Genomic DNA, 21,686 nt, shown 5'->3' on the forward strand with positions numbered 1-21,686 from the left:
AAATAAGGCCGTCAATCAATCATCCGGATGCTCGCAGAGCCACTGCATGCACATATGGCCCACGATCAACTGCAGATCCTCAGCGATCTGCATATCGTCGATGGCAAAATGGATAGGGACCTGTGCCACTTCCTTGCACTTGCCGCCCGAATAGCCCAGCACCGCAAACGTCTTCATGCCCAAGGAATTGCCCATCTCGATCGCCTTGACGACATTGGGCGAATTTCCGCTGCCGGAGAAAACAATCAGAACATCGCCGGCGTTTGCCTTTACCCGAAGCTGCTCGGCATACACCTGGTCATACCCGATGTCATTGGCCAAGCAGGTCAGCACGGCCGGGTTGGCACTCAAGGCCTCGACCCGCATCCCTATGCCTTTTTTGCGACCGACACCGTACAGAAAATCATTGGCCAAGTGCACCGCGTTGCCCGCGCTGCCGCCGTTGCCGCAGATGTAGATGCCGTTGCCTTTTTGCCAGGCCTCGCGCATGGCTGCACCAAGCAAAGGCACCTGTCGCATGCCCTCCAGGCTCAATGCCTGAATCAAATTTTTTGTATAAGCCTCGATATGCTGCTGCATCATGAATAGATCACCAATAAAATCTGCCCGGCCTCATTAGGAGGCCACTCTTAGAACCCTTTTCGCTCAGAGAACTGCGCGCTGCAAGGGCTGCACCTGCCAACCCTTCATTCTACAGAGGCCGTGCGTTGGTAAAAGTAAAAGTCGGCCAAGGAGGTATGGTCGGGATCCGCCTCGTCAAAAGGATATGCACTCGCCCGCATAGACTGCAGACTCCACGTTGGCGCATGGGCCACCACCCAATCGGTGAATTTTCTGTGCTTGACGTGATACCCGCCATATTTGGCGTTCAAGCCTTCATCATTGGATGAGTAAACGATCACATACTTGCTCGCGGCCCCAAACAGCCTGCGCATATATGCATCAAATACCGCATCCTCGACAAGGTGATAGATCACATCCAGAGACATGGAGAGATCGGCTTTTTCGCCTGCGTAAGCCGCGACATTTTTGAATCGCTTGGATGCGTCACCCGAGAAAAATGCACTGCAGCGCGCGACCGCCGCATCTGAAACATCCAGCCCAAGATAGTCCGGGTAGCGGGCCAGCTTCAGCTGATTGCCGTCGCCACAACCGAACTCCATGACACTTGCCACGCCGTGCTCATGGACAAAGCCATTGATGACTTCGGCCTTGAAGCCCGCCAGCGCATCGTATGAACCCGAACCCGACGTCCCTCCCGCCGCATACCGGCTCTCCCAATAAGCCCCAGACCCGGGAAAATGGGGGCGTGGACGCAGCGCCGTCCAAATGGTTTTCGCAACAGCCCCCAGAAGCGGGATGCGTGCAATAAAGGCTTTATAGCGGTTAATTTTGCTCATGATCTAAAATTATTGAAACGTCATCTGAACCATCAAGGTAGCCACGAGCCACCGATAGCCGCTCTACGCGGCCGTCTTCGTATCTCGCACAACGTCAGCGACACGCGCCCTCGCAAGTCCCCAGGGAATGCCCACGGTGCAGATCAGCGCCAAGCCCAAAACGGTGGCTAGCGCATCTGCCCCCTTACGAAAACTCAGGCAAGACATCGACTTTCCCGCTGCCGCCAAAGTGGCGCCCACCAGGCCATGCTTGGCGTAGCCCATTGCAAGCTGCATATACGCCCGCGCCGGTGATAGCTGGCTTGCAGGATTGACATCTTCCGGCCCTAACTCCGCGAGAAAGCCGCAATAGATCGCATTTTTTTCCGCACGCACTTTTTTGCGCTTTTTCACGCTGTCCTGCTCCGGATGCTGGCGCGCCAGCACCAAGGTCCTGTCGAGCTTCACGAAATCCAATGCGCCAGCCAAGCGAAACCACATGTCGTAGTCCTGCGTCGTCGGCTTGGAAACATCAAATCCTCCTCTGTCAAAGGCAGACTTGGGAATCAGCAATGTGCAGCCATGGACAGCACTGCTGGTTGCCAACAGGTACCTGAAATACTTCAGACCGGCATCCGGCACATCCACCGCCTGCGCTTGCGCCGGGTCCCCTGTGAAAACCGCGCAGTTACCATACACAATGAGCGCGCGATCAGATACCGCGCTTGCCAGACAGTCCAGTTGCGACGCGATCTTGTCAGGAAGGTATAGATCATCATGGCTCAACCACGAGAAATACTCGCCCGTCATCTCCGCAATACCGAAATTCAAAGCCGAAGCGACTCCGCCATTCAGTTTTTCAAAATAGCGTATGCGCCCGGCATAGCGCTGCGCCACGCGCTGGGTCTCGCCATCATCGTTAGAGCCATCATTGACAACGACCACCTCGAAATTGGTATGCGTCTGCGCCAAAGCACTCTCGATCGCCTCGGCCAGATAGTTAGCCCCGTTGTACACAGGGATCACAATCGACACCTTGGCACCCATCACTTCGTCTCGCTTTTTCATGGCCGGCCCATCTGAATCAGGACTCTGACCACACCGTACGTTTGACATAGTCCGAGTAGCTCAGAACGATGCGCAACACTTTAGCGGACACAGCGCCGCCCTTGTAGTCTTCCACCGGCAACATACGGATGCCCGCCTTGCGCTGCGCCAGCACCACCTGCACGGCATCCAACACAGGCTGTTTTTTCAGACCCGTCATGACCAACGTGCCCACATCCATTCCCTCTGGCCGTTCATGGGCATTGCGGATGGTGATCGCTGGCAGATCCAGAAGCGAGGCCTCTTCCGTGATGGTGCCGCTGTCGGATACCACGCACAGAGAATGCATCTGCAGCTTGATGAAGTCAAAAAAACCAAAGGGCTTGGAAAATTGCACCTGCGGATTCAACAAGCCCACACCCAGATCATCAAGACGCTTACGGGTACGCGGGTGGGTGGACACGATGACCGGCACCCCATGGGCCTGTGCCAAGGCGTTCAAGGTGCCCAGCAGATCTTTCAGATTGGCTGGCGTGTCGACATTCTCCTCGCGGTGCGCGCTCACGATGAAGTAGCGGCCGGGCTGCAAGCCCATACGGCTCAGTACGTCAGACGCCTCTATCCCTGGCTTGTAGAAGTCCAGCACCTCTTCCATGTGCGAGCCGGTCTTGATGATGGTCTCCGGACGCACGCCTTCTGCCAGCAGATAGCGTCGCGCATGCTCGGTCAGCACAAGGTTGATGTCACTCAGATGGTCCAGCACCTTGCGATTGAGCTCCTCGGGCACCCGCTCATCAAAGCAGCGGTTGCCCGCTTCCATATGAAACACCGGAATCTTCAGGCGCTTGGCCGAGATGACGGCCATGCAGGAGTTGGTATCTCCATACAGAAGCAGCGCATCGGGGCGCTCCTTGCGCAGCACCTCATCGGCCTTGATGATCACTTGGCCAATGGTATGTGCAGCGTTCTCTCCGACAGCTTCCAGAAAGTAATCCGGTTTACGTATGCCCAGATCCTCGAAAAAGATCTGATTGAGCTCATAGTCATAGTTCTGCCCGGTATGCACGAGGATGTGTGTGACATGCCGGTCAAACTCGGCAATCACCCGGCTCATCTTGATCAGCTCGGGGCGGGTGCCCACGATGGTCATAACCTTCATGATACAAGTTTCTCTTGGATGTAGTCGAGCTTCAACAGCAATGCCTTGACCTGCTCCACGCTCAAGCGCTCGGCGTTGTGGGAGGTGTAGTCCTCGAAGCGCGAGATCTTTGTTTCGCCGTCCACAAAGAACTTGTTGTAGTTCAGATCACGGTTGTCCGCAGGGACCCTGTAGTAGCCACCCATATCATGTGCATGCGCCATCTCCTCGCGCGACAGCAGCGACTCGTACAGCTTCTCACCGTGGCGGGTTCCAATTATGCGAACCTCCGCCTTCGGCGAAAAAAGCTCCTTCAGCGCCTGCGCCAGGTCCGCCACGGTGGACGCCGGGGCCTTTTGCACAAAGATATCGCCTTGCCGTGCATTCTGAAAAGCGAACAGGACCAAGTCCACCGACTCTTCCAGAGACATCAGGAAACGGGTCATGGCTGGATCAGTAACGGTCAACGGCTTGCCCTCCCGCAGTTGCTGGATAAAAAGCGGGATCACTGACCCTCGAGACGCCATGACATTGCCGTACCGGGTAGCACAAAACAAGGTTTCGCTCTCGGCCTGCATGCGCGCCTTGGCCACCATGAGCTTTTCCATCATCGCCTTGGAGATACCCATGGCGTTGATCGGGTAGACCGCCTTGTCCGTGCTGAGCAGGACGACACGCTTCACTTGGTTGGCAATCGCAGCAGTCATCAGGTTCTCGGTCCCCAGGACATTCGTCCTGACAGCCTCCATGGGATAGAACTCGCAGGAGGGCACCTGCTTGAGCGCAGCCGCATGGAAGACATAGTCCACACCCTTGAGAGCCTGGTTAATGCTGCTGTACTCACGAACATCGCCCAGGTAGAACTTGAGCTTGTCATGGTTGAGCGCAAGGCGCATCTCTTCCTGCTTTTTCTCATCGCGGCTGAATATCCGGATTTCCCGGAGGTCTGTGGACAGAAATCGCTTCAGTACCGCATTGCCAAAAGAACCCGTACCACCGGTGATCATCAGCACTTTGTCTTCGAACATATCGCCATCCAGGTTTATTTGTATGCGTGCATCTGCTTGATCAGCTCAGGCCACGCCTCAGCGATATAGCCCGATGCCTGCTGAAAACGATCCGCACGCAGGGACCGGTCAATCACCAGCGCATCGTCAGGAACGATCTCTATGCTTTGATTGTATTGACGGGCCACCAGTGTCAGCAGGTCCAGCTTGGCAATGGGCGCTGCGGCCACGTGGTACAGACCACTCAACTCAGGCCTGGGAATGACCACGTCACGCATGATCTTCGCGAGAACGACCGTGGGAAGCCCGGAAAAGATAGCACGCCTATAGCCCTTGCAACGTCCTTGCTGGGACAGGAACCAGTCGACCAGCCCATGCGCACTTTGCAACTCATGCCCGATGATCGAAGTCCGCAAGGTAATGGCGTGAGCATCGTTCACCTCACCCAGGAATTTAGATTTTCCATACAGATCTTGCGCATCCGAAGCATCTTCCTCTACATAGCCCCCCTTGGCGCCGGAGAAGACGCAATCCGTGCTGACATGAATCAGGCGACTTCCCGCCAGCTTGCAAAGCCTGGCCAGACGATGCGGAAGCATGGCATTGATCGGCAGCGCCAGCAGAGGGTCGTCGCCCTCGGTCAGCTGCTTGATCAGGCCAATGCAGTTGATGACAACATCCGGGCGGACCCGCGTGAACACGCGGACCAGTGCGTCCTGATCCTCCACATCCACCCCGGCAATGAGCTTGTCGGCGATACCTGGTGCGAAGAACCTGTAGGCGGAACCCGAGCGAACCGTCCCGAAGACCTGCCAATCCTTGGCCTCACTCAAGACGCGTATCACGGCATTCCCGAGCATACCGCTGGCACCCAGCACCAGTATTTTCATCGCACTCCCCTCATCATCAAACGCGCCCGCATATCAAGCCCTCTGGCTCCAGGTCAGCAACGCGTCAGCGACTTTTCGCTGTTGCTCAAGCACCAAATCGGCACTCATGGGTAGACTCATCACCAACCTAGCGACCTCATCACCTACCGGCAAACGCACGGAGTTGTCCTCCACCGCAGGCTGCTTGTTCAGGGGAATAGGGTAATGAACTGCCGTGGGAATCCCCACGTCAGCGAGGTGCTTCTGCACCGCATCACGGGACGAAACACGCACCGTGTACTGCGCCCAGGCACTGACGTTGTGGGGCTCGACCACTGGCGTTGTCTTCAGGCCGATGCCGCTCAGCAGCTTGGCATAACGTGCGGCGACTTCCTGGCGTTGCGCCAGCTCCTCGTCCAGCACCGTTAGCTTAGGCAATAGAATCGCGGCCTGCAGGGTATCAAGCCGGCTGTTCACACCCACCCGCACGTGATGGTAGCGCCGATCCTGTCCGTGGCGCGCGATCTGGCGCATGACCTTGGCTAGTTCGTCATCGCTTGTGAAGATGGCGCCACCGTCCCCATAGCACCCCAGCGGCTTGCTGGGAAAAAAACTCGCACAGGCAATAGTACTGAGATTGCAACTCTTGCGTCCCTTGTAGCTGGCACCAAAACTCTGCGCGGCATCTTCAATGACAGTGAGGCCATGGCGCACCGAGATAGCGTTGATAGCGTCAAAGTCGGCGCACTGGCCATACAGGCTGACCGGGATGATAGCCTTGGTCCGTAGCGTGATGGCCGCTTCCAGCAGTGCCGGATCCAGATTGTAGGTACGCGCATCAATGTCCACATACACCGGCCTGGCCCCCAGCAGGGCCACCGTTTCGGCTGTCGCGATATAGGTAAAGCCGGGAGTGATGACTTCGTCACCCGGGCCCACACCCAGCGCCATCAGCGCGATCTGCAGGGCGTCCGTGCCATTCGCCACACTGATGCAGTACTTGGCGCCGGTGTAGGCCACCAGCCTCTCTTCGAGTTCTGCCACTTCAGGGCCCAGAATGAACTGCCCGTGGTCCAGCACGCGCTGGATCGCCGCGTCGATCTGGGGCTTGAGCCGCTGATACTGGCACTTGAGGTCAATGAATTCCATGCAATGCGCTTCCTGTTTTCAGTCCACCAGACGGCACTGGCCATCCCGCAGTTCATACCGCTGCCCGGTCTGCGCGCAAACGGTCTCTGCGTTCCCGCCCAAAGGCAGGTCCAGACGTTCGCCGTGCTGGTTCATCCAGCCGATCTGGCGTGCCGGCACGCCAACCATCAGCGCGTAATCCGGAACGTCATGGTTCACCACAGCGCCGGCACCAATGAACGCGTACTGCCCCACCGTCACGCCACAGACGATGGTGGAATTGGCACCCAGCGTCGCGCCGCGACGAATCAGCGTACGCCGGTATTCATCCTTGCGAGTGACCGCACTGCGCGGGTTATAGACATTGGTGAAGACCATGCTGGGGCCACAAAAGACGTCGTCCTCCAGCGTCACTGCGTCGTAGACGCTGACGTTGTTCTGCACCTTGACGTTGTTACCGATCAGTACGTCGTTGCCGACGAACACGTTTTGCCCGAAGGAGCAGGCGCGACCGATGCGCGCGCCCGCACTGATGTGCACCCAGTGCCAGATGCGGCAGCCTTCACCAACCTGCGCACCAGCGTCAACGATGGCCGAAAGATGAATAGTCGTGCTGACGCTCATCACAGTTCCAGCGGGAGACCCACGCGCACGCCATCACGCGCAGAGCGGTAGGCGGCAATCAGCACTTCCAGAGACTTCAGGCCTTCACGGCCATCCACGTCTGCTTCAGCTTCACCGCGCAAAGTTTTGATGACGTTGTCGTAGTACAGGGGATGGCCAAAACCGTAGACGCTGGTGGTCTCGTAGCTGGCCGCCTTGATCTGCGCATCCTCGGGGCGACTGTCGGCGAACTGCCATTCCTGGATCTCGTTGACGGCCACACCACCCACACGCACCGTGCCTTTTTCACCCAGGATGGTGATGGAACCTTCCAGGTTCTTGGGGTATGTCAACATGGTGCAGTTGAGCGAGCCCAATGCCCCATTGCGCCAGCGCACACTGAGCACACCACTATCCTCGGCCTCGATATCGCGCGCCAGCGTAGCCGTGTAGGCATGCAGGGAATCGATGGGGCCGATCAGCCATTCCAACAGGTCCACATAGTGACTGGCCTGGTTCATGAAGGCACCGCCGTCCAGATCCCAGGTGCCACGCCACTTGGCCTGGTCGTAATAACCCGCCTGCGGACGCTGCCAGAAAACGTTGAGGGTCACCATGTAGATCTGACCGAAGCGCTTATGGCTCACTGCCTGCTTGAGCAACTGCAGCGTCGCATTCTTGCGGTTTTGCTTGACGACGAACAGGCGTACACCAGCATCCTCACAAGCACGCACCATGCGCAAACCATCCTCCCATTTGGTGGCCATGGGCTTCTCGCTCAGCACATGGCGTCCGGCGCGGGCCACTTCCACTGCTTGCTGCGGATGGATGCCACTAGGAGTGGTAAGGATTACGCAATCGGCCGTCGTCTGTTGCAACAGGGTAGCGAGGCTTGCGTATCCAGCAGCACCAGTGGCATGCACAGCCTTTTGCAATGCAGCGGGATCGGTGTCGCAGACGTTTACCAGCTCGGCATGGTCGGCGTGCTGGCGAATGGAGTCGAAATGGTTCTTCGCAATCCGGCCGCAACCGACCAAAGCGAAACGAATCTTGCGTTGCGTGATGGGAGCGTTACTCATGACAGAACTCACAGTCGGAATACGGTAAAGCCAGTAGCGGCGGCCGCATGGCGATCAAACAGGCTCTTCACGTCGGCAAAAACCGGCTTGTCGCCACGGCAGAGGGCGCGCAAGTCTTGCACATTGGCATGCCGGTATTCGTTGTGCCCCACGGCCACCACCAACGCATCTACAGGATGGGCGGCGTCAATCACGCCGAGCTTCAGGCCGTACTCATGCTGCACTTCGTTTGCGCTGGCCCAAGGGTCGGCCACAACGACCTCCACGCCCCAGGACTCGAACTCGCGCACCGCATCCACGACCTTGCTGTTGCGGATATCCGGGCAATTTTCCTTGAAGGTAATACCCAATACGCCCACACGACAGCGAGGCACGTCCAGACCGTTCTGTAACATCAGCTTGATGGTGTTGCGCGCGACGTACCGCGCCATGTTGTCATTGATTCGCCGCCCGGCTAGGATGACCTGCGGGTGGTAGCCCACTTCCTCGGCTTTGTGCGTCAGATAGTAAGGATCGACGCCAATGCAGTGACCGCCCACAAGCCCCGGACGGAAAGGCAGAAAATTCCACTTGCTGCCAGCGGCCTCGAGCACGTCCAGCGTGTCGATGCCGAGTCGGGCAAAGATGACAGATAACTCGTTGATCAGCGCAATATTCAGATCGCGCTGGGTGTTCTCTATCACCTTGGCGGCCTCGGCCACCTTGAGGCTGCTGGCCTTGTGGGTACCGGCCGTGATGATGCTGCGGTACAGCGCGTCCACCGCGTCGGCCATCTCAGGGGTGCTGCCGCTGGTGATCTTCTTGATCTTGGTGAGTGTGTTGACCTTGTCACCTGGGTTGATGCGCTCCGGGCTGTAGCCGCAATAGAAACCCTGATTGAACTTGAGGCCGGAGAATTTTTCCAATACGGGCACGCAGACCTCTTCGGTGGCGCCGGGATAGACCGTGGATTCGTAGATCACCACGGCGCCCTCGGGCAACACCTTGCCCACGGTCTCGCTGGCCTTGACCAGGGGTGTCATATCGGGGCGGTTGGCGGTATCCACCGGAGTGGGGACCGTCACGATAAACACCTGGCACTGCTTGAGCAGATTTCGGTCTGCGGTGTAAGTGGCATGCGCTGCAGCTTGCAACTCTTCGGAGGACACCTCCAAGGTGCTGTCCTTACCGGCCTGCAGCTCAGCAATACGCGCTGGATTGATGTCAAAACCAATCACCTTGCGGCCCTTGGCAAACTCCACCGCCAAAGGCAGGCCAACATAGCCCAGGCCAATGACTGCAATCACACCATCGAGTTGTTTCATTTCACATCCATCCCGTTCACAGACTGGCCATCCAAGGGGTCAGCCTCGGCCTCGCGCTGCAGCTGTTCAATCTCCGCCTGCAGGCGTTCGTATTCGGCCATCTTGATCTGCAAGAAGCTCAGCGCCAAGCTGCTTTTGGCGGCAATGCCCGAAGGCGTCAGCAAATAGGCATAGGCCAGCTTGTTGCGGCTTCCGCGGAAGTTCTGCAACTTGATGAAGCCCTTGGACAACAGAGCCTGCACACAGTAATTGACCTTGCCCAGGCTCACGCCCAGCTCCGCCGCCAACTCACGCTGGGTGAGCTGCGGGTTCCTCGCCAGCAGGCGCAGGACCTGCAGGCTGGATTCCTCAGAAGAGGCGGACATCTGGCGCGAGCTTGTTCATCGATTGAACATTCTAAACGCCAGATGCAGAAATCACACTCTTAGGTCAGAAGTGGATGCCTCGCATCATCTGCTGCATCGCAATCGCTTCTGCCGACAACTTCGGCTTTTCCCCGGGTTTGGAGCCCTTGGCGGCCGATGAATCCGGGAACATGCGGAAGCTGGTGTTCATGGCGATTTGGGCGATGCGCGGAACCAGGGCATGCAGCACTTGGCCGGTGATGCCCAGGCGGGTGGCGATGCGTACGGGTTTGCTGATACAGGCGTCGGCCACCATGTCGGCGGCTTGTTCGGGGGAGAGCGTGGGCACGTTGTTGTAGATGCCCGTAGGTGCAATCATGGGGGTGCGCACCAGTGGCATGTTGATAGTCGTAAAGCTGATGCCCTGATCAGCAAACTCGCTGGATGCGCAGCGGGTCCAGGCATCCAGTGCTGCTTTGGACGCCACGTAGGCACTGAAACGAGGCGCATTGGTCAGCACACCGATGGAGCTGATGTTGACCACATGGCCCTTCTTTTTCGCCACCATGCCTGGCAGTAAGCCCATGGTGACGCGTAGGCAGCCAAAGTAGTTGAGCTGCATGGTGCGCTCGTAATCGTGAAAGCGGTCGTAACTGGACTCAATCGCGCGGCGAATGGAGCGGCCAGCGTTGTTGATCAGAAAGTCCACGCCACCGTGGTTCTCAATCAGCACCTGCACAAAACGGTCGCAATCCGCCATATCGGCAATATCTGCCGGGTACGCCACAAAGTTGTAACCCTTGGCCTTGGCCTCTTTGCAGGCCTCTTCCAGCTTGTCAACATCGCGGCCACAAATGATGGTGGTGGCGCCCGCTTCGGCAAACTTATGCGCTGCGGCCAAGCCGATGCCGGACGATCCGCCGGTAATCAACACCACCTTGCCACCCACGGTGCCGCGCAGGCTGCGGTCGATGTGCAGATCGGGATCGAGGTGGCGTTCCCAGTAATCCCACAGCCGCCAAGCGTAGTCCTTGAGGTTGGGGCACTCCACACCGCTGCCCTTGAGCATGGCTTGGGTATCCCGGCAGTCAAAGCGCGTGGGGTAGTTCACAAACGTGAGCATGTCCTCGGGCAGGCTCAGGTCTTTCATGATGGCATTGCGCACACGGCGCACGGGCGCCAGCGCCATCAGACTCTTAGTCACGCTGCGTGGGATGAAGCCCAACAGGGCTGCATTCACAAACACATTCATCTTGGGCGCATGGGCGGCTTTGCTGAAGATGTCCAGCACATCACCCACGCGGTAGCCCACAGGGTCCACCAGGTGGTAACACTTCTTGGCAATACCGGTCTTGTGGCTGATGACATCGAGTGCGTCCACCACAAAATCCACGGGCACGATGTTGATGCGCCCCCCTTCCAGGCCGATGGCCGGCATCCAGGGCGGCAATAACTGGCGCATGCGCTGAATCAGCTTGAAGAAGTAGTACGGACCGTCGATTTTGTCCATCTCGCCAGTCTGGCTGTCGCCCACCACCATGGCGGGGCGGTACACCGACCAGGGCACCTTGCAGTCCTTACGCACGATTTTTTCGCTCTCGTGCTTGGTCATGAAATAGGGATGGTCGTAGTTCTCGGCCTCTTCAAACATGTCCTCCCGGAAGACACCTTCGTACAAGCCCGCTGCGGCGATGGACGACACATGGTGAAAATGCCCAGCATCAATAGCCTTGGCGAAATCCACCGTATTGCGTGTGCCCTCAATGTTCACTGCAATCTGCGACTCCTCATCCGCCCCCAGGTCGTACACCGCAGCCAGGTGGTAGAAGTGGTCCACGCTGCCTTTCAAGGCCTTGACCGCATCACCGGCTACACCCAGCTTCTTGGAGGTCAGGTCGCCAAATACCGGCACCGCACGCGCAGCGCCCTTGGCATCTTTCAGGCCCCAAAACTCGCGCAAGTCAGCAACTTTGCCCTCACTCTCCTTGCGGATCAGAAAGTGCACCACCGCGCCCTTGCGCTCCAGTAATTTTTTTACAAGGCGCTTGCCAATAAAGCCGGTGGCTCCCGTCACAAAGTACTGCATACATACTCCAAATAATCAAACCATTCTGACCGACTTTACAAGCCATCCCGTTCATCGTAAACCCGCAAACACGCGCGGTTAGTTAGGGCCACCTACACAGGCAGCGCCTCTGCGCTTAGAGTCTCGGCTAAAGTTACCCATCCGACACATTCTCAGGAGCACCCATGGTCAAAAAACTGCAAAAAAACAAGCCCACCAAGGCAGCTGGCATCCACCTCTCCGGCTCTGTCAAAGACTCTGCCCAGCAGATCTGGCAAGCCGGCCTGGGTGCCTTCACCCGCGCACAAGCCGAGGGCAGCAAGGCTTTTGAATCCCTGGTCAAGGAAGGCGTGAGCATCCAGCGCAAGACGCAGGCCGCCGCAGAAGAGAAAATTTCGGAAGCCACATCCAAGATGTCCACCATGGCCACCGACATCTCCACCAAGGCCTCTGGCCAGTGGGACAAACTGGAAAACATCTTTGAAGAGCGCGTGGCCAAGGCACTGAACAAGCTGGGCGTGCCCTCCGCCAAGGACGTGGCTGCCCTGATCGCCCGCATCGACGAACTGAACAAGGCCGTGCAAAAGCTGTCTGCCAAGGCGCCTGCTGCTGCCAAAGCGCCCGCTGCACAGCCGGCCAAGAAACCAGCCGCGAAGAAGGCCGCAGCTCCCGCTGCCAAAAAGACCGCGAAAGCGCCCGCCAAGAAAGCGGCCGCACCTGCCAAAAAGGCAGTCGCCAAACGCGCCACACCCGCAGCCAAACCAGCAGCCCCCGGCGCAGCAGAAACACCTGCAACACCAGTTTGATACCGGTGCTGGCACGTAAACCACCAGGGCGCTTCGGCGCCCTTTTTTGCGCGCCATCACCACTGCTGCAACGCAACAAAAACAAGGTGCACTCGCATCTACACTTTCAGACCATGACCGTACAGAAAAATACTGCCCCCAAGATTGCGCTTGCACTCGCCGGAGGTGGTCCCTTGGGAGCGATTTACGAGGTCGGCGCCATGTGCGCGCTGGAGGAATCGCTGCAAGGCCTGAACTTCAACCAACTGCACCACTACATCGGCGTGTCGGCCGGCGGTTTTATTGCAGCGGCCCTGGCCAACGGCCTCACGCCGCGGGACATGTGTGCGTCCTTCATCGAAAACGACAGCACCCCGTCCGACACCTTTGACCCCTCCTGGCTCATGGAGCCGGCCTACGGTGAATTTGCCCGCCGCGGCATCATGCTGCCGGGCTTGGCACTGCAAGTGGCCTGGCAAGTGCTCAGTGGCCGCAGTTCCCTGCTGCGAGCACTGGAGCGCCTGAGCCCCGGCCTGCCCACGGGTGTGTTTTCCAACGCGCAGGTGAATACCCAGCTGGCGCGCCTGTTCAGCCAGGAAGGCCGCACCAACGATTTCCGCCAACTCAAGACCCGGCTCACGCTGGTCGCCACCAACCTGGACAGTGGCGAGGCAGCCCCCTTTGGGCGCCCCGGGTTTGACCACATCCCCATCTCCCAGGCCGTGCAGGCCAGCTCGGCCCTGCCAGGGCTGTTCCCCCCGGTCGAAATTGAGGACCAGTACTACGTGGATGGCGCCCTCAAAAAGACCATGCATGCCTCGGTGGCCCTGGAGGAGGGAATCGACCTGATGATCTGTCTGAACCCGCTGGTCCCTTTTGATGCCACCGCCCCGCAGTTCGACAAGGTGATGCAGCGCGGTGTGCCGCAAGAGAAACGCAAAATCCCGCGTATTGTGGATGGTGGCCTGCCGGCCGTGCTGAGCCAGACTTTCCGCTCCATGATCCACTCGCGCATGGAACTGGGCATGAAACACTACGAACACGCCTACCCCGACACCGACATCATCTGGATCGAGCCCGACCACCGCGACCCCGAGTTGTACCTGGCCAACACCTTCAGTTATGCGCAGCGTCGCCACCTGGCCGAGCACGCCTACCAGCAGACCCGCCAGATGCTGCGCTCACGCCAGACCGGCCTCTCCGCCAAACTGGCCCGCCACGGCATCAGTCTGAACCACGATGTGCTCAACGACCCCAAGCGCCACCTGTGCCTGCCCAAGAAGGCGCCCACCGAGCTGGGGCGCGCCATTGCCTCCCTGCAGGAGCTGATGGACGACCTGGGCCACCTGGTGGCCGCGCCCACCGCCGCCAAGGCCCTGCACTAAAGGCACCCGATGGTCAAAAAAGCCCCTCGCCGCACCGCCGAACGGATTCTGGAAGTCACGCTGGAGCTGTTCAACCGCTTTGGCGAACCCAACGTCTCCACCACGCTGATTTCGGCCGAACTGGGCATCAGCCCCGGCAACCTCTATTACCACTACCCGGCCAAAGACGAGCTGATCAACTCACTGTTTGACCGCTACGAGCGCTCGCTCAACGAAGTGCTCAACGCCAGCGACAACGTGCGTGATGTGGAAGACGCCTGGTTCTTCATGCACACCCTGTTCGAGCTGATCTGGCAGTACCGCTTTTTGTACCGCGACCTCAACGACCTGCTCAGCAAAAACCGCCGCCTGGAGACCCATTTCCAGAGCGTGCTGAAAAACAAGACCCGCTCCATCCGCGCCCTGCTAGAGAGCATGGCGCGCTCGGGCGCGCTGCGCATGGACGCGCGGGAGATGGAGCCTACCGCCACCAGCATGGTGGTGGTGCTGACCTACTGGCTGAGTTTTGAATACGTGCGCGACCCGCGCAACGCGCTGGAGCCGGCCAGCGCCCAGGCCGCACTGATGCGCGGGGCCCACCATGTGCTTAACCTGCTGGTGCCCTACCTGGAGCCCCAGCAACGCACCCACCTGCTCACCCTGGCAGGGGCTTACACCAGCCCTTGACGCGCAATGACCACCTGGACCGCCTTCCCCCACCCCGAGCAGCACCCGTTTGATGCCACGGGCCTGCGCGCGCAGTGGGCGGTGCTGCACCGTGGGGACCAGGAGCCCCTGCCCAGCGACCCACGTGTACTGGATGCCTGGGTGCTCTACCACCGCGGCGAATTCCAGGCCGCTGCCCTTGCGGGCGACGCACTGGGGGTGGCAGGTGCCATCGTCGCCAACAAGGCGCGCCTGATCTACGCGGACTATCTGGAACCCGGCGAGAAAACACGCCTGGACCTGTTCATGGACGTGGCCAAACGCTGCGAAGCCCTGGCCGCGCAAACCCCCGACTGCGCCAATGCCCACTACCTGCATGGCTACGCCCTGGGGCGCTACAGCCAGGGCGTGAGTGTGGCCAAGGCCCTGGCCAAGGGCATGGGCGCCAAGGTCAAAACGGCGTTTGAAACCACCTTGGCCCTGCAGCCCGAACACGCCGACGCCTACATCGCGCTGGCCGCCTTCCATGCCGAAGTCATTGACAAAGTGGGCGCCCTGATTGGGCAGCTCACCTATGGCGCCAAACGGGAAACCGCACTGAGCCTGTTTGCCGAAGGCATGGCCCGCATTCCCCATGCCGCCATTGCGCTCACCGAGTACGGCAAGGCCTTGCTGATGCTGGAAGGTGAGGCGCGTATGGCCGAGGCCCAGCGCCTCTTTGATGCGGCCGCCAGCGTGCGCCCCATGGATGCCATGGAGCACCTGGGCGTGGCCCGGGTGCTGGCCGAACTCAGCGCCTGAACCCCTTGCCCTCTGGGCTTATTCGCCCCAGGGCAACATCAGCGTAAGCATGGAGAGTTTGGCAAACTCCGGCTCAAACTGGTCGATGATTTTCTGCGGGTCCGGGCACAACTTGGCGTCCGACACCACACCAAACTGCACACCACCACCGTAGCTCAATATCGACACGCCCAGCCCCACCGAGCCGCTTTGGGGCACCCAAAACAGGGTCTCCTCAATGGTCGATCCGCAAATCTTGAGCTTCTCGCGCGGGCCCGGTACGTTGGTCATCACCGCAGTGGTTTTCTTGGAAAACAGGTTGAGCAGCGCATCCTGCGCGGGCTTGATAAGCAGGCCCGCCACCGCCAGCAGGCCAAAGGCCAGCAAGGGCTGCATACTGCCCTTGAGCCCCCGCATGCGGGCACGCACCTCGTAGACACGCTCCACCGGGTTCTCCACCCCAATCGGTAGCACCAGCGGCGCCAGGCCAAACTGGTTGCCCAGCTTGTAGGCCTGCTCCATGGGCCGCAGGTTCACCGGCACCATGGCGCGAATTTCCTTGCCCTTGACCACCTCGCCCTGCTCTTTCAGGTACTCGCCAATGGCACCGGCCACGCAGCTCAGTAACACGTCGTTGATCGAACAGTTCAGCGCTTTGCCCACGGCCTTCACCTCTTCCAGCGGAATCGGCGGGCACCAGGCCACACGTTTGCGGTTGCCTGGCATGCCCTTCAGACGGGTCGGCGAGTCGTCAGGCATCAAGGCCAATGCAGCCAGGTCACTCACCACCTGGTAGGCCATCTTGGCGGCATCCACCGAGTTGTGCATGCCCTGCTCCATGCCTTTTTGCGGCTCCATCAGCAGGCCCATGGAACGGGCCGCGCCCTCGCCCGCGGCGCCCAGGGCCTTGACCGTCATGCTGGTGAAGGGTTTGAGCAGCGCGTTGGCAATCCACTCCTCGGCGCCCTCCAGCCCCTCAGCGCTCGCGGCGCGCGGGGAGCGCTGGGGCGGCGGTGCGCCGCCATCCACCAGCGACTGGGTGACCGAGATCAGGGCAATGCCATCGGCAATGCAATGGTGGATACGCACCATCAGGGCGGAGCCCCCTTTGTAGTCCTCGACCAAGTGGAATTGCCACAGCGGGTGCTGCTTGTCCAGCGGCTCCATGGTCAGCTGGGCCAGGCGGTCCTGCAAGGCCTCCTGCTCGCGGCCGGCCGGTTTTTTGGCCAAGGTCTCGGTCACCAGGTGGTTGCGAATATCGAAGGCCGGGTCTTTCACCCAGGTGGCTCCCGCCGCATCTTCCACGGCGCACTGCACAAAACGGGGGTACTTGAGCAGACGCTCTTCCACGCGCAGCTGCAGGTCGGCCAGCTTGAGCTTGGGGTGGATCACCCACACGCCCACAATCATCATCAAGTTGGCGGCCGAGTCCATGCGCAGCCAGGCGGTGTCCACCTTGCTCATGCGCTCGCCATGCAAGCCCAGGGAGCCCACCACCGCATCGGTCACGTTTTTTTGCACCACCCGCGCGGCCTTCTGGGTCTGGCGTTTGGCCTTCTGGGCTACATCTTTGGCAAGAACTCGGGTGACCATGGATTCTCCGGGCTGAACAGGGGTTGGGGGTGCTTGCCTATTCTGCAGTGAAAACGCACCGTAAGATACGCGGGTAACCATCAATGGAGAACACCATGGCCGACCTGAAAGCCGCTTTTGAAGCCGCCGTTGCAAATTCCAAAAACCTGAGCGAGCGCCCCGACAACGGCACCCTGCTCAAGATCTATGCGCTCTACAAACAAGCCACCGCCGGCGACAACGCCGAAAAGAAACCCGGCTTTGCCGACATGGTGGGCCGCGCCAAGTGGGATGCCTGGAATGGCTTCAAGGGCATCAGCAACGATGACGCCATGCAGCAGTACATCGACCTGATCGAATCTTTGAGCTAAATCAGGCCCTAGCCCTCATAGGTGCTGCGCGAGCAGCTATCAAAAAAGTAGCGTTTTACGCTACTTTTTTTTCGCCGCCACTTTGGCCTTGCTGGCCTTGGGCGCCAGCAGCTGGTCCAGGTTCTTGACAATTTCAGCCTCGATCTTGTCCTTGAACGCGCCCAGCAAAAAGCCCAGCTTGGCGTTCAACTCAAACTGGTCCTGGGTCACCAACAAGGTGCCGTTCACACCCGAGCGTTTGAAACTCACCTCGTCTTCGGTCTTGCCTTCGGTGTAGACACATTCCATGTCGAACTCCTGCTCTACCTGCTCGGCCCACTCGAAGGCAATTTTGCGGGCACCGGCCAGGCCCAGGCTGTGTTCGCGAAGAAGGTGAAGGTCTGCCACGGTGCTGCTCCTCGGGTGATTTGTGTTTGGGGTAAAAGGGTGGGCACATTGCACCATAAAACCGGGGTCCATCGCCATGCTCTACAAGTTCAAATCCAAGGTCACCAGCGACGTCATCATGCTCGAACCCAATGGCCGCCAGATCCTGCAAATCTGGGGCAAGTTCGAAGAAGGCGCTCCCGCCAAAGGCATCCTATTGCCCGAGGACATGCTGGCTGCCAAAGCCGCGCTGGAAGCGGCGATTGCCGCCGAAGACGCCCAGCGCGCCCAGGCCGCACGCGACGCACAGGCGAACGGCGAGGCCACCCAGGTAGCCGGCATTTCGCTGCGCCAGCGCGCCACGCCCTTGCTGGACATGCTGCAACGCAGCCTGAAGGCCCAAAAAGAAATCGTCTGGGGCACCTAGGCGCCACCAGACGATGGAGGGTCTCGGCCCCAGACGGGACCAGAAGACCTGGGCTTAGTCGGCGTAGACGCCAGCGGCCTTGATCACAGGGCTCCACTTGGCGATTTCAGCAGCCACAAACTTCTTGTGTTCCGCCGGCTCGACACGTTTGTCGGTAATCACCACAGCGCCCAAAGCCTCTTGTTTCTTGATGAAGTCAGGGTCTTTCAAGGCCACTTTCAGGGCCGAGTTCAGCTTGGTCAACACGTCGGCGGGGGTGCCCTTGGGGGCATAAATACCGTGCCAGATGGTGACTTCAAAACCCTTCAGGCCAGAGTCTTGCAGCGTGGGCAGGCTCTTGAGCGCGGGGGTGGTCAGGGGCTTGGAGGTGGTCACTGCGTAGGCGATGACTTTTTTGCCTTCGATCTGCTGCGTGGTGTTGGTGGTCTGGTCACACATCAGGTCAATCTGGCCGCCCATCAGGTCGGTCATGGCGGGGGCCGTGCCCTTGTAGGGGATGGTGGTCATGTCGGTGGCCACGGCGTTCTGGAACAGCAAACCACACAGGTGGGAGGCGGAACCGATGCCGGCGTTACCCAGGTTGATCTTGCCCTTGTTCTGCGCAATCCAGCCGCTCAGGTCTTTGTAGTTCTGGGCGGGCAGCGTGGGGCGGCCAATCAGGGTCATGGGCACGTCGTTGATCATGCCCACGTACTCAAAGTCAGACTCGACCTTGAACGGCATGTTGCGCAACAGCGAAGGCATGGTGCCCATGGCGATGTGGTTCACCAGCAGGGTGTAACCATCGGGAGCGGCCTTGGCCACCTTGTTGGAACCGATGGAGCTACCGGCGCCAGCCACGTTGTCGATGATGATGCTCACGCCGCCCAGGGGCTTGCGCATGGCTTCGGCCAGGTCACGGGCCACACGGTCGGTAGGACCGCCTGCAGCGAAGGGCACCACGATGGAAATGGGCTTGGACGGGAAGTCTTGTGCCTGGGCACCAACAGCAGCCATTGCGGCCACAACGACGAGTAGTTTTTTCATGGGTCAGTCTCCTAGTTAATGTGTGCAGTCTAGCTTGCACCACTGCCCGCTGTCATGCGGAAAGCACCTAGTGGGCAGGGGTATTAAAGATGCGAAATCTGGAATGCGCCGAACGAAGGTTATCCACGCCTGCACCGCTTGGTAACTGTGGTGTTCAACAGCTCGGGAAAACCCTTATCGGCGCTTGCACTGCAACCGCTGCCCTAGCGATAGCTGCGGGCATCCTCGATCACCTTGCCGTCGTTGGGCAGGCTGCCGGGCGCCACCAGCACCACGTCACCGCGCAGCTTGGTCACGTCCCGAATCGCCTCGCCCACCCGGCTGGCCAGCCCGTCCGGGCTGCCCAACACCTCGATGTGCAAGGCCATGGCGTCGCTGGCCATTTCACCGCTCACCACCAACCGGGCGCGGCCCACCTCGGGGAAACGTTTGGCAATCTCGTCCACCTGTTTGGGGTGCACAAACATGCCGCGCACCTTGGTGGTCTGGTCGGCCCGGCCCATCCAGCCCTTGATGCGGGTGTTGGTGCGGCCCGTGGGGCACGGCCCGGCCAGCACGGCCGACAAATCCCCCGTGCCAAAACGCACCAGCGGGTAACCTGCGCTCAGCGTGGTCACCACCACCTCGCCCACTTCGCCGTCAAGCACCGGGTCGCCGGTGCCGGGGCGCACAATTTCTACCACCACGCCTTCGTCTAGCACCAGGCCTTCACGGGCCGTGGTTTCGTAGGCAATCAAGCCCAGATCAGCCGTGGCGTAACACTGGTACCCGTCCACGCCCTGGGTGGTAAACCAGTCGCGCAGGGACGGCGGAAACGCCTCGCCGCCAAACATGGCCTTGGTCACACTGGGAATGGTCACGCCCATCTCAGCCGCTTTTTCAAGAATGATCTTCAGAAAACTGGGCGTGCCGATGTAACCCGCCGGTTGCAGTTCACGCATGGCCTGCACCTGCTGCTCGGTCTGGCCGGTGCCACCGGGGAACACGGTGCAACCCAGCGCGTGGGCGCCGGTTTCCATCATCGAGCCGGCCGGCACAAAGTGGTAACTGAAACTGTTGTGGATCAACTCGCCCGGCCGAAAGCCCGCGGCATAGATAGCGCGTGCCATGCGCCAATAGTCCTGGCCCGTACCTTCGGGTTCGTAGATCGGCCCCGGGCTAGCAAACACACGTGGCATGGCGGCGCCAAACCCCAGCGCGCTGAAGCCACCAAACACGCTGCCACCTTCGGCCCGTGCGGCCTGCTGCAGGGCCTGCAACTCCGACTTGCGTGTGACGGGCAGCCGGGCCAGCGCGGCGCGGTCCACCACCTGCGTGGCATCCACACCGTCCAGAATGCGGGCAAAGGCCGGGGCCTGGCGCTGGGCATAGGCCACCTGCGCGGGCAGCGCCGCCATCAGCGCAGCTTCGCGGGCGTCGGGGGAGCGGGTTTCCAGGGCGTCGTAGGGTCGGGTCATGGTGGTCTGCCGAGGGGTTTAAGGGTGTTTTAGGGCTCTAGCCCACGTGGAATATGCGCAAACAGCTACTAAAACCATAGCAATCTAGGCCAGCCAGCGCTTGCGGCGTTTGTAACTTTTCACGTCCTTGAAGCTCTTGCGCTCACCACCACCCACACCCAGGTAGAACTCTTTCACGTCCTCGTTGGTGCGCAGGTCCTCGGCCGCACCGTCCATCACCACCCGGCCGCTTTCCATGATGTAGCCGTAGTCGGCGTACTTGAGCGCCATATTGGTGTTTTGCTCGGCCAGCAAAAAGGTCACACGTTCCTTGGCGTTCAGGTCTTTCACAATCTCGAACACCTCTTCCACAATTTGCGGCGCCAGCCCCATGGACGGTTCGTCCAGCAGCACCATGCTGGGGTTGGCCATAAGCGCTCGGCCAATGGCGCACATCTGCTGCTCGCCGCCGGAGGTGTAGGCCGCCTGGCTGGTGCGGCGGGTCTTGAGGCGCGGAAAGTAGGCGTAGACCTTCTCCAGGTTCGCCGCCACCTCGGCCTTGCTCTTGCGCGTGTAGCCCCCGGTCAGCAGGTTTTCTTCAATCGTCAGGTGGGCAAAACAATGCCGCCCCTCCATCACCTGCACCACGCCGCGCTGCACCAGGTCGGCCGGGCTCAGGTTCTCGATGCGCTCACCACGCAACTCAATGCTGCCCTTGGTGACAGCCCCACGCTCGCCCGCCAGCAGGTTGCTCACCGCACGCAAGGTGGTGGTCTTGCCTGCACCGTTGCCGCCCAAGATGGCGACGATGCCGCCCTCGGGCACCTGCAGCGACACGCCCTTGAGCACCAGGATGACGTGGTTGTAAATGACCTCGATGCCATTCACGTTGAGAACAATGTTTTTCGGTTCCATAGCTAAGCCTTGTTG

The 21,686-nt window shown here is 59.9% G+C and carries 23 protein-coding genes; 6 read left to right on the forward strand and 17 right to left on the reverse strand.

Translation table 11 applies throughout. The features are described from left to right. Positions 1 to 15 precede the first annotated feature (15 nt). The 12 genes from AC097A_RS11740 to AC097A_RS11795 form a co-directional block, all read right to left on the reverse strand. Positions 16 to 582 (reverse strand): SIS domain-containing protein, encoded by a 567-nt coding sequence (locus tag AC097A_RS11740; protein ID WP_479620984.1) that lies wholly within the window; start codon positions 580 to 582, stop codon positions 16 to 18. A gap of 104 nt (positions 583 to 686) precedes the next feature. Further along, entirely contained in the window at positions 687 to 1,400 is a 714-nt protein-coding gene (locus AC097A_RS11745; RefSeq protein WP_479620985.1) for a class I SAM-dependent methyltransferase, read from the reverse strand. Between the two features lie 63 nt (positions 1,401 to 1,463). Beyond that, complete coding sequence (locus tag AC097A_RS11750; RefSeq protein WP_479620986.1) at positions 1,464 to 2,447, reverse strand: glycosyltransferase family 2 protein; 984 nt, start codon at positions 2,445 to 2,447, stop codon at positions 1,464 to 1,466. A 16-nt stretch (positions 2,448 to 2,463) separates the two neighbouring features. Then, the gene (gene wecB, locus AC097A_RS11755) at positions 2,464 to 3,588 is read right to left on the reverse strand and encodes a non-hydrolyzing UDP-N-acetylglucosamine 2-epimerase (protein WP_479621278.1); all 1,125 of its coding nucleotides are present in this window, start codon (positions 3,586 to 3,588) and stop codon (positions 2,464 to 2,466) included. Next, positions 3,582 to 4,592 (reverse strand): polysaccharide biosynthesis protein, encoded by a 1,011-nt coding sequence (locus tag AC097A_RS11760; RefSeq protein WP_479620987.1) that lies wholly within the window; start codon positions 4,590 to 4,592, stop codon positions 3,582 to 3,584. The genes wecB and AC097A_RS11760 overlap by 7 nt, the downstream gene beginning before the upstream one ends. Positions 4,593 to 4,606: 14 nt before the next feature. Further along, on the reverse strand, positions 4,607 to 5,461 hold the full coding sequence (locus AC097A_RS11765; RefSeq protein WP_479620988.1) for a dTDP-4-dehydrorhamnose reductase family protein: 855 nt from the start codon (positions 5,459 to 5,461) through the stop codon (positions 4,607 to 4,609). A 33-nt stretch (positions 5,462 to 5,494) separates the two neighbouring features. Beyond that, positions 5,495 to 6,589: a DegT/DnrJ/EryC1/StrS family aminotransferase gene (locus tag AC097A_RS11770; RefSeq protein ID WP_479620989.1), complete on the reverse strand. Its 1,095-nt coding sequence runs from the start codon at positions 6,587 to 6,589 to the stop codon at positions 5,495 to 5,497. Between the two features lie 18 nt (positions 6,590 to 6,607). Continuing rightward, on the reverse strand, positions 6,608 to 7,192 hold the full coding sequence (locus AC097A_RS11775) for an acyltransferase (RefSeq protein ID WP_479620990.1): 585 nt from the start codon (positions 7,190 to 7,192) through the stop codon (positions 6,608 to 6,610). Then, positions 7,192 to 8,250 carry a Gfo/Idh/MocA family protein gene (locus tag AC097A_RS11780; RefSeq protein ID WP_479620991.1) on the reverse strand — a complete coding sequence of 353 codons (1,059 nt, stop codon included), beginning with the start codon at positions 8,248 to 8,250 and terminating at the stop codon, positions 7,192 to 7,194. Before AC097A_RS11780 ends, AC097A_RS11775 begins: the two co-directional genes overlap by 1 nt. Positions 8,251 to 8,258: 8 nt before the next feature. Beyond that, positions 8,259 to 9,554, reverse strand: coding sequence for a nucleotide sugar dehydrogenase (locus AC097A_RS11785; RefSeq protein ID WP_479620992.1), 1,296 nt, complete (start codon positions 9,552 to 9,554; stop codon positions 8,259 to 8,261). After that, positions 9,551 to 9,919, reverse strand: coding sequence for a MarR family EPS-associated transcriptional regulator (locus tag AC097A_RS11790; protein ID WP_479620993.1), 369 nt, complete (start codon positions 9,917 to 9,919; stop codon positions 9,551 to 9,553). Before AC097A_RS11790 ends, AC097A_RS11785 begins: the two co-directional genes overlap by 4 nt. A gap of 64 nt (positions 9,920 to 9,983) precedes the next feature. After that, positions 9,984 to 11,984 carry an SDR family oxidoreductase gene (locus AC097A_RS11795; RefSeq protein ID WP_479620994.1) on the reverse strand — a complete coding sequence of 667 codons (2,001 nt, stop codon included), beginning with the start codon at positions 11,982 to 11,984 and terminating at the stop codon, positions 9,984 to 9,986. Positions 11,985 to 12,148: 164 nt separating this feature from the next. Between AC097A_RS11795 and AC097A_RS11800 the strand changes: the two genes are divergently transcribed. From AC097A_RS11800 to AC097A_RS11815, 4 genes are all read left to right on the forward strand, one after another. After that, entirely contained in the window at positions 12,149 to 12,769 is a 621-nt protein-coding gene (locus tag AC097A_RS11800) for a phasin family protein (protein WP_479620995.1), read from the forward strand. 113 nt (positions 12,770 to 12,882) lie between these two features. Next, a complete protein-coding gene (locus AC097A_RS11805) occupies positions 12,883 to 14,133 on the forward strand; it encodes a patatin-like phospholipase family protein (RefSeq protein WP_479620996.1) in 1,251 nt (416 codons plus the stop codon). 9 nt (positions 14,134 to 14,142) lie between these two features. Beyond that, positions 14,143 to 14,799, forward strand: coding sequence for a TetR/AcrR family transcriptional regulator (locus tag AC097A_RS11810; RefSeq protein ID WP_094481862.1), 657 nt, complete (start codon positions 14,143 to 14,145; stop codon positions 14,797 to 14,799). 6 nt (positions 14,800 to 14,805) lie between these two features. Beyond that, positions 14,806 to 15,579, forward strand: a complete 774-nt coding sequence (locus AC097A_RS11815; protein WP_479620997.1) for a hypothetical protein — start codon at positions 14,806 to 14,808, stop codon at positions 15,577 to 15,579. A gap of 18 nt (positions 15,580 to 15,597) precedes the next feature. Here the strand turns inward: AC097A_RS11815 and AC097A_RS11820 are convergent, their stop codons facing one another. Further along, positions 15,598 to 17,151 (reverse strand): wax ester/triacylglycerol synthase family O-acyltransferase, encoded by a 1,554-nt coding sequence (locus tag AC097A_RS11820; protein ID WP_479620998.1) that lies wholly within the window; start codon positions 17,149 to 17,151, stop codon positions 15,598 to 15,600. Positions 17,152 to 17,246: 95 nt separating this feature from the next. On the opposite strand from AC097A_RS11820, the gene AC097A_RS11825 reads away from it, so the two are divergent. Next, complete coding sequence (locus tag AC097A_RS11825; RefSeq protein ID WP_479620999.1) at positions 17,247 to 17,501, forward strand: acyl-CoA-binding protein; 255 nt, start codon at positions 17,247 to 17,249, stop codon at positions 17,499 to 17,501. 60 nt (positions 17,502 to 17,561) lie between these two features. Here AC097A_RS11825 and AC097A_RS11830 read toward each other — a convergent pair whose 3' ends face one another. Beyond that, on the reverse strand, positions 17,562 to 17,888 hold the full coding sequence (locus AC097A_RS11830; RefSeq protein ID WP_315495554.1) for a polyhydroxyalkanoic acid system family protein: 327 nt from the start codon (positions 17,886 to 17,888) through the stop codon (positions 17,562 to 17,564). A 76-nt stretch (positions 17,889 to 17,964) separates the two neighbouring features. Here AC097A_RS11830 and AC097A_RS11835 point away from each other — a divergent pair, with 76 nt between their 5' ends. Continuing rightward, positions 17,965 to 18,294 carry a DUF1840 domain-containing protein gene (locus tag AC097A_RS11835; protein ID WP_479621000.1) on the forward strand — a complete coding sequence of 110 codons (330 nt, stop codon included), beginning with the start codon at positions 17,965 to 17,967 and terminating at the stop codon, positions 18,292 to 18,294. Positions 18,295 to 18,348: 54 nt separating this feature from the next. Here the strand turns inward: AC097A_RS11835 and AC097A_RS11840 are convergent, their stop codons facing one another. From AC097A_RS11840 to AC097A_RS11850, 3 genes are all read right to left on the reverse strand, one after another. After that, positions 18,349 to 19,320 (reverse strand): tripartite tricarboxylate transporter substrate-binding protein, encoded by a 972-nt coding sequence (locus AC097A_RS11840; RefSeq protein WP_479621001.1) that lies wholly within the window; start codon positions 19,318 to 19,320, stop codon positions 18,349 to 18,351. Between the two features lie 203 nt (positions 19,321 to 19,523). Continuing rightward, entirely contained in the window at positions 19,524 to 20,777 is a 1,254-nt protein-coding gene (locus AC097A_RS11845; RefSeq protein WP_479621002.1) for a phenylacetate--CoA ligase family protein, read from the reverse strand. 84 nt (positions 20,778 to 20,861) lie between these two features. Continuing rightward, positions 20,862 to 21,671: an ATP-binding cassette domain-containing protein gene (locus AC097A_RS11850; protein WP_315479665.1), complete on the reverse strand. Its 810-nt coding sequence runs from the start codon at positions 21,669 to 21,671 to the stop codon at positions 20,862 to 20,864. Between the last annotated feature and the right edge of the window lie 15 nt (positions 21,672 to 21,686).

The sequence above is a fragment of the Rhodoferax sp. XS2R6 genome (genome assembly GCF_056521365.1).